Origin of the sequence: uncultured Pedobacter sp., assembly GCF_913776295.1 — a bacterium.
GTDB lineage: Bacteria > Bacteroidota > Bacteroidia > Sphingobacteriales > Sphingobacteriaceae > Pedobacter.
Map to the genome: position 1 here is coordinate 20594 of NZ_CAJYOJ010000002.1, position 15173 is coordinate 35766.

General features: G+C 38.4%; 10 protein-coding genes and 1 tRNA gene. 1 reads left to right on the forward strand and 10 read right to left on the reverse strand.

The features are described from left to right. Window positions 1-306: 306 nt before the first annotated feature. From QZ738_RS00130 to QZ738_RS00145, 5 genes are all read right to left on the reverse strand, one after another. Complete coding sequence (locus QZ738_RS00130; RefSeq protein ID WP_293782719.1) at window positions 307-996, reverse strand: hypothetical protein; 690 nt, start codon at window positions 994-996, stop codon at window positions 307-309. A gap of 81 nt (window positions 997-1077) precedes the next feature. Next, the gene (locus QZ738_RS00135) at window positions 1078-2412 is read right to left on the reverse strand and encodes a DUF2268 domain-containing putative Zn-dependent protease (RefSeq protein ID WP_293782722.1); all 1335 of its coding nucleotides are present in this window, start codon (window positions 2410-2412) and stop codon (window positions 1078-1080) included. Window positions 2413-3210: 798 nt separating this feature from the next. Next, on the reverse strand, window positions 3211-3384 hold the full coding sequence (locus QZ738_RS21270; RefSeq protein ID WP_367268550.1) for a PoNe immunity protein domain-containing protein: 174 nt from the start codon (window positions 3382-3384) through the stop codon (window positions 3211-3213). Window positions 3385-3912: 528 nt separating this feature from the next. Continuing rightward, window positions 3913-4908: a DUF6624 domain-containing protein gene (locus tag QZ738_RS00140; RefSeq protein WP_293782725.1), complete on the reverse strand. Its 996-nt coding sequence runs from the start codon at window positions 4906-4908 to the stop codon at window positions 3913-3915. Window positions 4909-5488: 580 nt separating this feature from the next. Then, a tRNA-Lys gene (locus tag QZ738_RS00145) sits at window positions 5489-5561 on the reverse strand. A gap of 402 nt (window positions 5562-5963) precedes the next feature. On the opposite strand from QZ738_RS00145, the gene QZ738_RS00150 reads away from it, so the two are divergent. Then, window positions 5964-6578 carry a Crp/Fnr family transcriptional regulator gene (locus tag QZ738_RS00150; protein ID WP_293782728.1) on the forward strand — a complete coding sequence of 205 codons (615 nt, stop codon included), beginning with the start codon at window positions 5964-5966 and terminating at the stop codon, window positions 6576-6578. Window positions 6579-6649: 71 nt separating this feature from the next. On the opposite strand, the gene QZ738_RS00155 is transcribed toward QZ738_RS00150, so the two are convergent. The 5 genes from QZ738_RS00155 to QZ738_RS00175 all read right to left on the reverse strand — a co-directional run bounded on the left by QZ738_RS00155 (window position 6650) and on the right by QZ738_RS00175 (window position 15145). Further along, on the reverse strand, window positions 6650-8173 hold the full coding sequence (locus QZ738_RS00155; RefSeq protein ID WP_293782731.1) for a glycoside hydrolase: 1524 nt from the start codon (window positions 8171-8173) through the stop codon (window positions 6650-6652). 296 nt (window positions 8174-8469) lie between these two features. Continuing rightward, complete coding sequence (locus QZ738_RS00160; RefSeq protein WP_293782733.1) at window positions 8470-9255, reverse strand: NIPSNAP family protein; 786 nt, start codon at window positions 9253-9255, stop codon at window positions 8470-8472. A 248-nt stretch (window positions 9256-9503) separates the two neighbouring features. Then, entirely contained in the window at window positions 9504-11798 is a 2295-nt protein-coding gene (locus QZ738_RS00165; protein WP_293782735.1) for a S9 family peptidase, read from the reverse strand. Between the two features lie 76 nt (window positions 11799-11874). Further along, a complete protein-coding gene (locus tag QZ738_RS00170; protein ID WP_293782737.1) occupies window positions 11875-13323 on the reverse strand; it encodes an APC family permease in 1449 nt (482 codons plus the stop codon). A gap of 43 nt (window positions 13324-13366) precedes the next feature. Next, window positions 13367-15145: a DUF885 family protein gene (locus tag QZ738_RS00175; RefSeq protein ID WP_293782740.1), complete on the reverse strand. Its 1779-nt coding sequence runs from the start codon at window positions 15143-15145 to the stop codon at window positions 13367-13369. Window positions 15146-15173: the final 28 nt, after the last annotated feature.

A 15173-nucleotide genomic window follows, 5' to 3' on the forward strand; every position in this document is an offset into this window, starting at 1 on the left:
AATGTCACCTGAACAAATCAGGGAAGCCACATTGAAGATTTTCAGTGAATCATGATCCAAGTATATAACATCATTTTGATAGTCCTGATTGATGGGTATAGGAATTGGTTTCTCAAATCCAACAACGGATAGATTATATAATAACTTTTGCACCTTTTTTATCCTCTTTCGGCAGTGATGTTTTATTATTTGTACAGCAAAACCAGGTGGCACGAAACACCACATGATTACTGTTAATTTTCGCAAAATCAGTTCTACTCTGGAAGATAACTTAATGTATTCATGACAATTTATAGAAAACGATTCTTATCTAAAATAATTCTCCATCATCAGAACAAATAAAATAATGAGAATAGTGCCCAGGCCAAGTATCAGCATAATAACCTGCCAAGGCTGCATCATATTAATCAAACTGTATTTTATTGCCACTCCTTTTTTCACAAATACACCAAAGTTTGGAATGATGTTAGGGTTTAAGGCATTTTTCAGCACCTTCTTATTAAAATTCTGATCTATATAGGGTTTTATATCATTTACAAAGGCATCAAGAATTTCGATATCCTTATTGGTTGAAAATGGCGCAAACCCCGAATTCCCAACCCTTATTTTTACAAGGTGATTTATGGTTTTGATGGTTAGATAACGGATTCCCGCATTTCCCATGTTTTTAATCATTTCAACATCTTTCAGGTTGAAATTATAGACATCTTTTCGGTAAGAAATTGTTATGTTTCCCTGGGCTTTAATGTTGATTTTCCATTCCTTGTTCTCATTTTTTATTCTATTGATCATCCACTTTAAAAACGCGCCGGCACCAGCTACACTAATTAGCGAAGCGAAGAGAAGTGGACCAAGAAAAAATGGCTTGGAAAAAAACAGGTGAAACAGATATAATGTTCCCAGCATCATCATGATTACCGGAATAATCAACAGTAGTGCAAATCTCAACTCTGTTTTTGCATCAAGCCCCTGAAATGTAAACTCTTTATCTATCATATTGCACATAAAAAAGCAGAGGCAATGATTTAATCACTCATTTCCCTGCGGCATCTTTAATGTTTCAATAAGCATTAAGGCTTATCGAAATTTCAAATCATATCCACTATTATCCAAAAAAACCAGTGGGTTATCGGCCTCAATCATCTCTTTGATGGCCATCGTTTTATCTTCAGCCTTCTTGTAAAAAGATTCCGCAATTTTATATCCAATCCTATAGCCCAGATCGCCAGGCCTGTTTTTGCTGCTTGCCGCATTGAATAACCAATTCTGAAGATTATTGATACACAGTTCGCCTTTCATTTCCTGCCATAGTTCCTTCTCGTGTCCACTTGCATACACCGAAGCCCGGCTACCTGTTTCCTGATTTCTCTTCATGATCAACACTTCAGAAATAAAACTGGCCACCCCCTCTTTGATCACATTCTCAAGCAAAACACATTGGCACGCTAAAGGGTTCATTTTTCGCTGTTGCGTATGGATATACTCGTGGGCCACCGTTTCCCTCACAAAGTTTAAAACATCTGCCTGGCCCGAACGTGCAAGTATGTCGGCCTTTAAATTTTCATTGGTGATTTCAGAAACATCACATTGCTTATCGCCTGCAATCATTTCCAGGCCTATTAAAACGTAATTGTTAGCAATGGTACCGCCGGTAGACATTGGGCCGATCGTGATCGATATCTTGGCGGCTTTGCCATTGGGATATAATAAGCGTGTTTGCCTGATGATATCTGAAAGGCTTTCAGAATCGGAAAACAACAGGGTGTTTTCACGCACGCTTTCATAGAACTTTTTATATTTTTTAATCCTGTCAGTATAAAATTCAGGAGAAAAATACCTGACGTTCATGAACTCCTTTAAACCATTTGTAGCCCGATCAAGGTATTTGGTTTGAATAATGTTCACGCTGTCATTATAGGTTTTAGCAGATGGTAAGGCGTCAAATGCTTCCCAGAAGTGCTTGATGTCAATGGTCGAAACATCCCTGGCATTTTCTGGTTCAAGGGTCTTTGCAATATTTCTTCGGCGCGCTAACACAGATTTACTCAAAGGGGCAATATTTATACTAATCATGCCATCCGGCATTGGCTTAGGAGATACCGATTTGATGTTGACTTTATAAATACCACTGATCGTAGGCCCGTATTCCAGTTTGTCAGTACCTTTATTACCATCAGCCAGATCTGTTGATGAGATTTTTTGACCTGACTGATTATAGAGATTAATTTCGATATCAATATTCTCCTGATAAACTTTAAGCAGGTACACTTCACCCTTTTTAAAATGCACCTGATAATTCAGTTCCTCAGTGCCGGTGAATGGCAATTTTTTATCATTTTGCTTAAAATCATATTTTTGCGCATAGGCGGTATACTGCAATGAAATCAGTAGAAGGGTAATTAATCTTATCATATGTTTTTTTTTAAAAAAAGACACATTATAGCACGGATCGTTGCAATATCATAAAATTTTTGTTAGAATTTACTTCTGGCCATGCGCTTCTTATCTCAATTTTGAAAGCTTACTGTGTTAAAATATTCTTCTCAACAGACTTCTATTACTATAGTGCTATTGAGTATCTATATCGTAATGATGTACCGTATTAATGTGAGAAAATCCAGGATATTGACTTTCAATTTAAATCATGATCATATCGTCATTCTGGAAAACGGGAAAGTAACACAAGAGCTTAACTCAATACACAGCTATTATTATAAAAATATAATCCCAAGAAAAATTGGTTCTTTACTACAGTTAAAAGCGGTTAAAGACAGTTTTATTTATTATATTGTTTCAAAGGATTTGGCTGTTTATAAAAAATCTGATTCTGATAATGTGGATAATTTCTGTGATTGTTTGGATACTGTGTTTAAAGGGAAGGAAAAAAGAAATGTCATTATAAATCTCATTTCCTATTTTCCTTTGTTGATACTGTTGGCTTCACTAACAATTGTAATGATAACATTTTTGTTTGTTATTGCTGTGTGATTGTAAAAAACTAAAAGTTTTAATAAAGTAAAATACGACAGGTCCATAATTCCACAAAATAAAGTTTTACTGTGACAGATCCAGGTTTATATCCCTTGATCAAATTAAAGCTCATAATTCAATAGCTAACCCGTATTCAGTAAACGCATCTATCATCCCCAGCCATAATTAATCATCAGACTTGTTGATCATGCGCTTATAATGCTTGATACAAAAACAGGATTAATTATACAGTTCAGTAAATTCATTACCTATCTGCTCCATAGCCAAGTAATCTTGCCAGTGAACTGCATCATAATGATAATATTGCTGTTCTTTGAGGCGATTGCCATCCAAACCAAGAATTTTAATTAAAGCACCACTTTCAAAACTCCAACAACCAGATGTATATTGAATTTGCTTAAGTGAGTTTTAGTTTTGATATCCCTAAACCAATCTTTTTATAAATAATTCTGCAATTTATCTAGTTCTCATCTACATTTTGATTTGCATGGAAAGTAACCTGGTTTACATTATTATCATTAAGCTTGGTGTTGATATTTAGTGAAATTATAGTGGCCTGCCGAATTTTTTCGCGTTTCTTCTCTTGCGTGTATGACACCCAAAACAAAATAACTCCTAAGAAGATCATGATAAAAGATATTATCCTTCCTACCAATTCCAAAAGCCGGATAAAGACTGATGTTTCATAGCTTGAAAATGTTTCAATTCCGGCAACATTTCGGCGGGTAAATTGTCTTTTCCGGATGTATAAGTGTAATAGCAATCCGAGGATGAATATGATAATTGCAAAAACTTGTGTTTCCATCATAAGCGTTCCAGCAGGTTAAATTTACCAATTGTTTCTATCAATATCTTTAATCTTATAGTGTTAAGAGTGAAACCTTATTTTCAAAATAGTATTCTAAAAAGAACCTTACTTGTTTATTTTAGATATTTTGCTTTTAATTGAGGAAGCTCCTCTTTGTATTTATTGATATCAAAATCAATATTGAAAGAAGATTTCATATAATACTTTAATGACTCCAGTCCAACCATGGCGCGTCGTTGGTCTATCGAGTCAACGTCCGCAATCGGAAAAAGGATATATTTTTTGCTCGTTTTATCTATCAAAGTTTGCGATCCATATCTCTGCAATTTTCCTTCTCTCATATTTATACGGTCTTCGATAAGAGCGAGGTCTTTAGGAAGTACTTTCCCTGCTTCATAACTTTTTTTAAAAAGAGGTAAATATTTCTTCTGTGAAGGAAGGTCAGCATGTTGTAGAATCAAAAAAAGGTATTGGTTATTTTTGTAGCCCACCTCTTTTGGCCCAAGCCATCCATGTTGTTTAATAATTTCTTCAAATGCAGCGAAATTAGTCGAATCGCTTTTTCGCATAACAGCAATAAGATCTTTTTCAGATTTCGAGTTTAGTCCGTCAGCCTTTCTTACAGAATCGAGTTTTGATCTTATGGCCTGATCTGAAGTTCCAAGTTTTTTTATCCCATCTGCAAGCTCCCGCTTTATCCCTTTTAAAAAGATATTTTTATTTCGCTCTGCCTCCTTAATTATCGTTGTCCACCTGGCATCGCTTTTTATATTATCAAAGTCAGAATCTTTAATCAACATGCCGTAAAATTCCACAGGGTCATCCCAACCACGAATCATTCTTTCATCAATAATTTTTTGAAGATAATTAAAGGCTTTATTCTTGTTTCCTGCCAAACTCCAGGCGCAAGCTGCATTATAAAAATTGCTTTGTGTAGTTTTACCATTTAAATTTTTAAAGGCCTTATCAAAGGCTCTTCCTGCATCAACGTATTTCTTTTTATGATAATATGCCATGCCACTATCTAAATTTAAAAAATACTTTGATTCTTGTGCTATGGTAAATTGGGCAATAAAAAGCAGCAATAGGGCCGTGGTCAACTTTTTCATGTTTAGAATTTTAAAATAAAGCTACAAAATTTTGTCAGCTGTCAAATTAGAAGTCGAAGATTTATCTATTGGTGATCTTAGTACCCCGTAGCTTGAAAATTACTACGCTAATGCTTTCGTATTTACAGACTATGTAAAATAGTTCAACCTGTTGACGTAAGTAATTATTTTCACAAATACCAAAAGGTTCACCAATAACTCCAAATTAGCATTCTGAACTTTGCGATAACATTTTAATACCCATTGTTATGGTAAATATAGAATGTAGCATAATGCAAGGCTTGATAATTGGTGTCCAAATTTACCTATTACATTAGAGCACCAGATTGGGCACCAATTGTAGTAGATTAATATGGTTAGAAATGACCTATTATCTTTTGCGAATCGTTGTTTAAAAAGTCTTTTAAACAGAAAAGGATCAATTTCTTGCGCCTCTCGTGATCCCGCTGGGATTGGCTCAGTCGCTCCGGCCCCCAACGCATTGCCTGATCCTTCCAGAATGGAACCCGGCCTGCCCTTCTGTTCGAACCCCTGCGGGCATAAAACAAAAAATCCCCTAACTTGCGTTAGAGGATTTCTGTGATCCCGCTGGGATTCGAACCCAGGACCACTACATTAAAAGTGTAATGCTCTACCAGCTGAGCTACGGAATCATTTTCTCTCTTTCGAGGCTGCGAAGTTAGGAATTTAATTCAATCTTGCAAAAGGTAAATGCAAAATATTTAATGGAAAGTTAATGTTAACATCATAAAAAAAGGTTAAACATTTAGGAATCATCCAATTAAACGAGAATAAAAAAATCATTTTTACTAAGATATTTTATCAAGAATCAATAGGCTTTAAAAGAAATGTGTTTTTTAATCATAAAACCTAACATAAAAGTCTAATTATCTATAAAACAACTTAAATGCGGCACTTCTTTCCTACTTATTATCTTATATTTTTATAATTTTGTGCTAGTCGGCAAATAACATTCCTATTGCGTGTAAATAAATTATGGATATTTTTATTTTCATACTTATTTTCACCTTTTAATACTAACTCGCTTTTCACTAATGAACATTGAAAACATTTATGGCGAAGATAAATGGGCTAAACTTGGTGGTTTCTCGCCAATTATCTCAGTCTTTAGGTCTTTCCATGCACTTACTCCAGAAATGGAAGATATTATTAACCGTGACACATTTCCTGTGCATTTTGCCAAGAATAAACATATTGCCTCGCCACTAAAACGCAACCGTTACATTTTTATGATTTTGGAAGGGGCAGTGCACGGCTACCTGAAAATGGGAAATAAAAAAATCACCACCTGGATTGCTGCAGAAAACGAACTGGCAGGCACGATCAGGAATTTATGGGAGAATGAGGCCTCTGATGAATACATTGAAACGATAGATCCGGTGTTTGCAATTGCCATTCCGCATGAAATGTCGAAACTACTTTACGAAAATTTCCCAATAGCAAACTATGTAGGCAGAAAGATGACCGAAATTTATTTTCAGGGAGCATCTGAAAGGGCTTTTATCTGCAGGCTTCCTACTGCGATAAAACGCTATCAAAGGTTCCTGGTTTCCTATCCACACCTCGTTAACCGTGTACCATTAAAATATATCGCTTCGTTTGTAGGCATGAGGCTGGAAACATTGAGCAGAATCAGGAACAGGCCCTAATTGCAGGCTTATACCGCCTGGTTAATGGGGTAGATTTATCATAAATAAATTATAGTTTAAATTATTGCGATTTAATAACTGATTACCGTGGTTACAGATTTGGCAGGAATACGTACCTGTCTGGTATCCTGATACTGTTTATAGGGCGATAAATTGTATTGATCTGAAGTAACATATGTTTGTACGGTATTTTGCTTATTTCCCTTAACCTCAATATCCAGATCGAGATCGTTTTCTGTAGGGTTAACCACTACGGTTACCAGCTTTTTATCTTGCAGATAGGAGGACACATCAACCTGAGGCACATCTATACTTAGGGTTTTAACCTGAAGGCGCTTACTGCCGGCCGTAACAAAACGACTATAGTTACCTAAAGCCCACAACATTTTACTGTCATAAACCTGTCCATCTGTTTTGTTTTTATCGATGTAAACCAGGCCATCTTTATAATCGCTGGCCGACACTGCCAGCCACCATTGCCATGAAGTGGCATTTGATAAAACCAGATCATGGTGAATTAACCTTGCGATAAAAAGCGCTGTAACCATCCCCAGGTCGCGCTTTTCCCCTTTAAGCACTTCATCACCCAGCACACAATATTCAGACATCCAATACCTTAAACCTTTTATTTGCGCTACTGCTTCGGCCATTTTTTTACGGACAGCAATAAATTTTTCCTCCGGGCTGGTGGTAAAATAACTATGAGCCGAAACAGATTGATCGATATTGGACAGGTTACCTACATAATTGGGCGAGGCAGGATTAAAAAACTGATCTACCTGGTTTCCCTTTGTACTGTTCCCGTTATTGTATAAATAATCGAGCTGTCCCGCTTCTCCTATCTGTATTTTAGTTTTAACCCGGTTTTTAACTAGAGCATCATTAACACCCCTGTAAAGTTGGGCCAGTTCGGTATTGTTATACGGACAGCCTTCCTGGTCATGTCCATTCCATTTCCACTGTGGTTCGTTTGCAGGGCTAAGGTAATTCAATTCTACTCCGGCTGTTTTTTTTATTCCCTTAATGGTCTTAATTAGGTAGTCGGCAAATTGGGGCAGTTTATCAAAATTCAGATTACAATTGCCATCCGTAGAGTAGGCTTTTCCATTTTTGGTAAACAATACATGTGGACTATTCACAAACCCGATGAACTGTTTTACTCCGCGTTTTTTTGCTGCTTGTAAAAACCAAATTTGCCCTGGCATCATGCTCCAGTTATAACTACCATCTGGCTGTAAAAAAGCATATTGACGACGCCATTCGTCGCCAATATCGCTTGCATTACCCTGGGCGGCGCTACCGCCACCAATACTAAAACGCCACATGTTAAGCCCAATACCAAGCGGTTGCCCTGCTTTTGTAGATTGGGTACTAAAAAGCCAATCGGCCATTTTATTCTTTTTTTCTGCCGGCCATAAGCCTGCAAACTGACAGCTCCATGCATCAGAAGCGCCAAAACCTTCTATGGTCTGAAAGGTGACGGCAGGATCTATTTCTATTTTTAGAAGCTTCTCTTGTGCAAGAGTTGTTCTGCCATAAAAAAATAAAGCCAGACAGATCAAAAAACGGTTAAGATGCGGGGATAACTTTGACATAAAAAATTTAATTTCAATGGATTAAAATAATCAGGGGTTTTCTGCGATTTACATATCGCATAATAAAACGAAATGCTTCCATGAATTTCATCATTAGAAAGGCGAATCGATAGGATAGCTAAAAAAGAGTTGCCACCAGGCGCTCCCTGCACCGGATCCTCCTTGCAATCGTCATCCTGAACTTCCGCCAGGCCAGTCGGACGCGTGTTTCAGAATCTATCTGGTTCGTATTTTTACCAGCGAAACACAGATCTATAGAAAATTTTATTCGACTTTGATTCAGGTTTTCCTCTTTACTAAAAATCAGAATAGTCTGTCGGGTAAACAAATCTGGTATCGTTTTTAGAAACATTGTGCTGATACTCTGGCATAGCCGATAGTTTTTTCCAATAATCATCAGCTGAAAAAGCCTTCCAATGAGCATCTCTGTCGGTTTTATTTTCAAATGTGGTTAAATACATGAGGTTAGGCATACGGCTTCCGGCAATTACTTCTCCATAAAATACGGCATTAAAATTTAATCTTTTAAATAAACCAATTTCGTCGCCTTTATTAAACATTTTCACTTTGTTCTGAAAGTATTTCTCCGTTGGTGCTTCGTAGCTTCTTAATTCATACACGCGTTCCCTCATCGGTGATTTTAGATTAGGCAATATCAAGTGGGGCGCATGTTCAAAAGCTTTCAATACAATAGATTCCAGCCGCTCAAAAGGGGCATCTGAGTAAACGGCATCCAGGTAGGTTTTGCCATCAATAGCATATTGTTGATCTTTTGCCAGCTTTTTATCGAGTTCCAGAATTCCGTTAAGGGATTTTAAAGGAATAAATACATAGATCAGTTTTTCTTCAACTCCGGTCTGATTACTCACAATGGGTTTAAACACACCAACTTTAGCTATTCCGCTACGGTGTAATGCAGGCAGATATGCTTTTTGCAAATAATCATCCACCGTTTTTTCCTGCGCATCAGTTTTTAAATGGTAAATTTTGATCTGATAGAAATCTATTGAAGCATGGGCGGTAAACGCACAACATAGCAATAAAAGTAAAAGGAGATGAGGTATTTTGATTCTTGGCAGCATGCTAAATTGATTTGATGAAATGGAAAATTAATAAAGTTTTCTGGTAAAACTGAAAATATCTTTTTTAATTAACCATTTTTATCTATTTCTTCCAATACCACATCTGTTTGCAGTTGACAGTTTACAATTGACAGTTTTCAATTTGCAGTTGCTATGGAACTAATGACCAACTGGCGAACGACAAATAAACCGATGACCAATGAACCAATGACTAATGAACCATTGACAAATGACAAAATGAACCAAACCTACTTTGAAATATTCGGATTTGGAGCTTCAGCGTTCAGTAAATGTTTCACAAAAAAATCACGCTTACGCCTACGTCCATAAACTCCCCCATCACTGTGTCCCATGCCCGGAATGCTTAAAATATCGAAATTTTTATTCGCTTTGATCAAGGCATCAGCCAATCTGTAGGTTGATTCTGGTGGTACGTTTTCATCTGCTTCACCAACAATTAAAAATAGATCGCCCTGTAATTTGCCCGCATTGGTAATGTTAGATTGTTCGGCATAATGCGGACCTACCGGGTAGCCCATCCATTGCTCATTCCACCATTGTTTATCAATGCGGTTATCATGACAGCCACAGGCAGAAACTGCTGCTTTATAAAACTCAGGATGAGATAACAGTGCTCCTGTTGAGCTTTGTCCACCAGCCGAAGTGCCATAAATCCCCACCTTAGAAATATCTGCATTGGGGTACTTAAGTGCCATGGCCTTCATCCATAATATGCGATCTGGAAATCCGGAATCGGCTATATTTTTCCAACATACATCGTGAAAAGCTTTGGAGCGGTTGGCCGTGCCCATACCATCAATCTGTACCACTATGAAACCCAGTTCGGCAATGCTCTGCATTTCACTGGCCGGCAGGAAACTTTTAGGCACAAAACTATCATGAGGACCCGCATAAATATTTTCGATCACCGGATACGTTTTCTTCGGATCCATTTTTGAAGGAAAACAAACAATACCCCAAATATCGGTTTTACCGTCCCTTCCTTTGGCTACAAACACTTCGGGCAGTTTAACCCCTGTAGCCAGATAAGCATCTGTTTTACCATGTTCTATTTCGCTTACTTTTTTTGTACTTTCAGTAAGCCTTAACTCACTTATTGGCGGTATATTTACCTGGGAGTAGGTATCGATATAATATTTGCGGTCGGGAGAAAAGCTGAGGTTATGGTTACCTTTTTCGGGCGTCAGGTTTACCAGACCTTTTCCATCAAAGCCAATCCGGTAATAATGGATAAAGTATGGATCTTCACCGGCATGCATGCCATTTGCCCTGAACCATACCTGGCGTTTTACAATATCCACACTATCGATATCCCTAACAACGTAATCTCCTTTGGTAATTAACTGTTGCTTTCCTGTCAAGGCATTTACCAGATAAAGATGTTGCCAGCCATCCTGCTCGCTCGTCCATAATATTTCATTTGTTTTAGGTAAATATCTGGTATAAATGCGGTTTTCATAAATGAAGGTTTTGGTTTTTTCATCGATAATGTTTTTGGTTTTTCCGGTTAAAACATCCACTTCGATTACCCTGAAACGCTGGTGACCGCGGTCTACTTTCTCATAAGTATAATACCTGCTGTTATTGCCGCGCCAATGCAATTCTGGTGCACCAAAGAAATCAACCGGATCTGCATCTACTTTAATGGCCGTTTTCTTTGCTACATTAAAAACATAAGGCTGATAAGCCGTAAAGTCATCACCAGGCTGCGCATATTCCCTCGTTTTTAATTCGCCACGTGTAGTTCCGGGAACAGAACTTAATACATAATATACATTTTTAATCTCTTTTGGATCAATTTTATAGGCCACTATATTTTTGCTATCGGGCGACCATGTAAATTCACCATAAGGTTTATCGGCACTGCCATCAGTACTCAACTGGGTTTCTGCTTTAGTGTCCAGGTTAATTACAAAGAGGTTACCACCACGGATCAGGATTTCGCTTTTGCCATCAGGTGATTTTTTAACATCGCGGTTTCCCTGCCACCGTGACCTGCGTTGTTGTAAAGGGCGCCTGGCATTGTAGCGGTAAATATTGCTATCGGTTGTATTGGTTAAACTGTAATCGTTCAAATTTAACTGATACCATTTGTCGGCTATTTTTAATTTCGCAGTATGGTCTTTATCGGCAAAATACAACTCTGCCAGCTGAATCTTTTGCGGATTCTGTTTTTTGCCAGTAAGCTTTTCTATATTTTGCGCAAGTTTATCATGATCAAATGCGGTTTGCCGTTTACCTGTTGCGGCATCTACATAATAATACTCCCATGTTTTGTTAGGGAGATTTTTTTTATACCAGAATGCGGTACCGTCTTTTTTCCAGAAAGGCGTGATCTCATTATTGGTTGGAATGTTACGTAAAGTAGTATCCATCTGCAACGATAATTGGTAAGAAGCGGCCACTTCGCTGGCGTTCGGCTGATAGGGCTGCAGTTTTGCTTGCTGTGCCAGCAATTGAATGGAAATAAAACTTAATAAAATAAAGGCTACTGGTTTTTTTGCGTTTGCGTAAATGCTCATTACTGATTTTTTGTGGTAAATATAAAACTGTTGCTTTGCAGGTATCTTTTAGATTTTAATAAATAACATCAACATTTTAACTCTTTACGTCAACCGGATCTTTTTTTTCAAGCTCCTGACTGGCTACACCGACTTTAATCAGGAAATAAACCGGGATCCCTGTTAAAGTGATAATTAAGCCAGGCCATGTAAACCTTGGTTTAAAAATGATCAGCAGTATGCAAAAAGCAAGGCCCATAATAATATAGATGATGGGTAGTACCGGGTAACCAAAGGCTTTGTAAGGTCTGTTGGCATGGGGACGTTTCTTACGGAGAATAAAAATCCCAAAAATGGTAAGCATGTAAAACATTACCACTACAAAAGAGATCATATCCAGCAGGTCGCCATATTTTCCGCTAATGCACCACAAACAAGCAAAAACACACTGTATCCACAATCCAAATCCCGGAACAGCATTTTTATTCAGTGTACCCACTTTTTTAAAGAAAAGGCCATCTTTGGCCATCGAGTAATACACCCTGGCACCTGCCATAATTAAACCGTTGTTACAACCGAAGGTTGAAACCATAATCATTAAGGCAATAATGAAAGTACCGGCAGTACCAAAAATATAATTGGCAGCAGAAACGGCCACCCGGTCTTTATCTGCATGGGCGATTTCATTTAATGAAAGTACGCCGGTATACATCACATTGGTGAGAAGGTAAAGTACCGTAACGATAATGGTTCCCAGTGCAAGACTTAAACCAATATTGCGTGCAGGGTTTTTAATTTCGCCCGCGATAAACGTTACGTTATGCCAGGAATCGCTGCTAAATATCGAACCGACCATCGCGGCAGCAATGGCGCCAAAGGCAGCAAAAGTAGTATAAGAACCAATACTTCCATCGGCAGAAAGTGGTCCTAAAACCCACATATTCTCCCAATTGGTTTTCCAGATTCCCTTGTTTAGAAAGAACAGTCCAAAAGCAATCAGACCAAACAGACTTAACAGTTTGGCCACGGTAAACGTAGTTTGAATGACTTTACCGCCATTTACGCCCCTATTATTGATGTAGGTAAGTAAAACAATTACACCAATAGCCAATAGCTGTGCTGGTGAGATGGTAAAAAAGCCTAAATCAATGGCAACCAGATCTTCACTAAAGGCAGGCAGGAGGTAAGCCGTAAATTTGGCAAATGCCACACCTACCGCGGCAATGGTTGCCGTTTGGATTACGGTAAAAAAACTCCAGCCGTATAAGAAACTGATCAGCGGGTTGTATGCCTCCTTCAGATAAATATACTGTCCACCTGCTTTCGGGAACATGGCGCTCAATTCGCCATAACTTAGTGCGGCAGTGAGCGTCATAAAGCCAGTAATCAGCCAAACCACCAATAGCCAGCCCGCGCTGCCTACGTTTCGGGTAATATCTGCACTTACAATAAAAATACCCGAACCGATCATACTTCCGGCTACAAGCATCGTTGCATCCATCAGTTTAAGCGAGGGTTTAAATTGTGTGGTTTCTTTTTCAGTCATGTTAAGTTTGTTTGGTGTTTCGGGGGTTGGTTGTTGGGTTTATTTACCTAAGCATATCGTAAAAATGCCATGAGGTTTTGAAATCGCGGGTTAGGGGCTGGTTGGTTAAGGTAGCCCTGATCATCTCCACGGGAATAAGGTTTTGTTTGATGATGGCATCATGAAAATCCTTAAAACTCATTTTGCCACTATCTACCAGTTCTTTTTTAAGTGCAAAGAGCTGAAGGCCGCCGGTAAGGTAAGCCACCTGATACAATGGACTATAATCGCCTTTAAAAGATCGGCGTACTTCTCCTTCTGCATTGGCCCGTTCATGCCCTACACGGTCGACCAAGAAGTCAACACACTGCTGAGGGGTCCATTTTCCCAGGTGGAAGTTTAGCGAAAATAGAATCCTGGCACAACGGTGCATCCGCCAGAAGAGCATGCCCATTTTTTCCTCTGGTGTTTTGGCAAAGCCTTTATCGTAGAGCAGAAGTTCCCAATACAGAGGCCAGCCTTCTATGCTAAAAGGGGTTTGAAAAGGATCACGGTAGCTTCTGTAACGGCTATTCATAAAATACTGATAATGGTGACCGGGTAAGAGTTCATGTTGTACCGTTCCTCTTGAAAAATAGGGATTGTTACCCCGCATACTCATCAGCTTATCATCTTCCTCCATCGTATTGGTTGGATAGGAAATGCTGATTTCACGTCCACCGGTAAAAAACGGATTTACCAATTGCCTTTCGGCCGACATCATCACCATTCCCCAGGTTTCTTCGGCAAGCGCCGGAATATTGATCAGATCGTTAGCTTTAATAAAATTCAAAGCATCATCTTGTAATTTTACAATCAATTCTGGCTGTTTACCCAAAGGCACGTAGCTATTTTTGATTTTTTCCTGTGCTTTTTTCCAGTCATTGCCGTAACCCATAGCCGCTGATGCTTTTAAAAGCTCTTCATCGCAAAACTTAAATTCTTTTTCGGCAATTTTGATCAATTCTTCTGGCGTATAGGGAATCAGCTCAGCATTTAATTGCCTGATGAGTTCTTCCCTGCCAATGGGGTTTCCTTTGATTTCTGATTTATTTGATTTTACTGTAAGAACAGCATTCCCATCGTCGGTAAAAAGTTTAGCATAACTGGTTAAGGCCAGGTCTAACTTCTCATAAGGTTTAGGTACCCACCAGGTAAAACCCGGCTCGTAATCCATATAAAACTGGTAGAAGCCTTTTAAACGGTGTTTCAAACTCTGGGAAATGGCCGCTGCCATTTTAAGCTGATCTGGTTTTAGTATACCTTTTTTGAAATTTACACTTAGGGAATCAACTTGTTTTGCAATTTTTTCTATCCCTGCTGCCAACAAAGCACCATCTTTATAAGTACCTCTTCTTCTAAGGTTTTCGAGCGCATAAATCGCATCGGCAAAAGTAAAATACTTTGATAAGGCATTATAATCTGCTTCTTCTTTATTTAAAAGCCATACTGACGATTCGATCTCTTTTTTAAGGAGAATATAATCTACCTTGCCATAAATGCTAAAGTTGTCAAACGGGGCAGTTTTTAACTGGCTTAAGTAATTGTTATTGAGATCCTGCAGACGTTTTCTTTGCACCGGACTTTTAAAAGTCGCCATCGGATAGGAATAGGTACCTCCGGTGGAATAAGGATAGTAAAAATCGTTAATGGCATCAACATCCCTTTCATAACCTACAATCAGCGTACCCACTTCGCTGGTTTGTTCGTACAGACTTTCATTTGAATTTTGGGCAGATACACGATGACCAGATAACAGGCCCGCCAATAACAAAAAGGCAAAAAAGTTTAATTTGTTTTGCATGTGGTTCGGTTAAAAACAGGCAATAGCA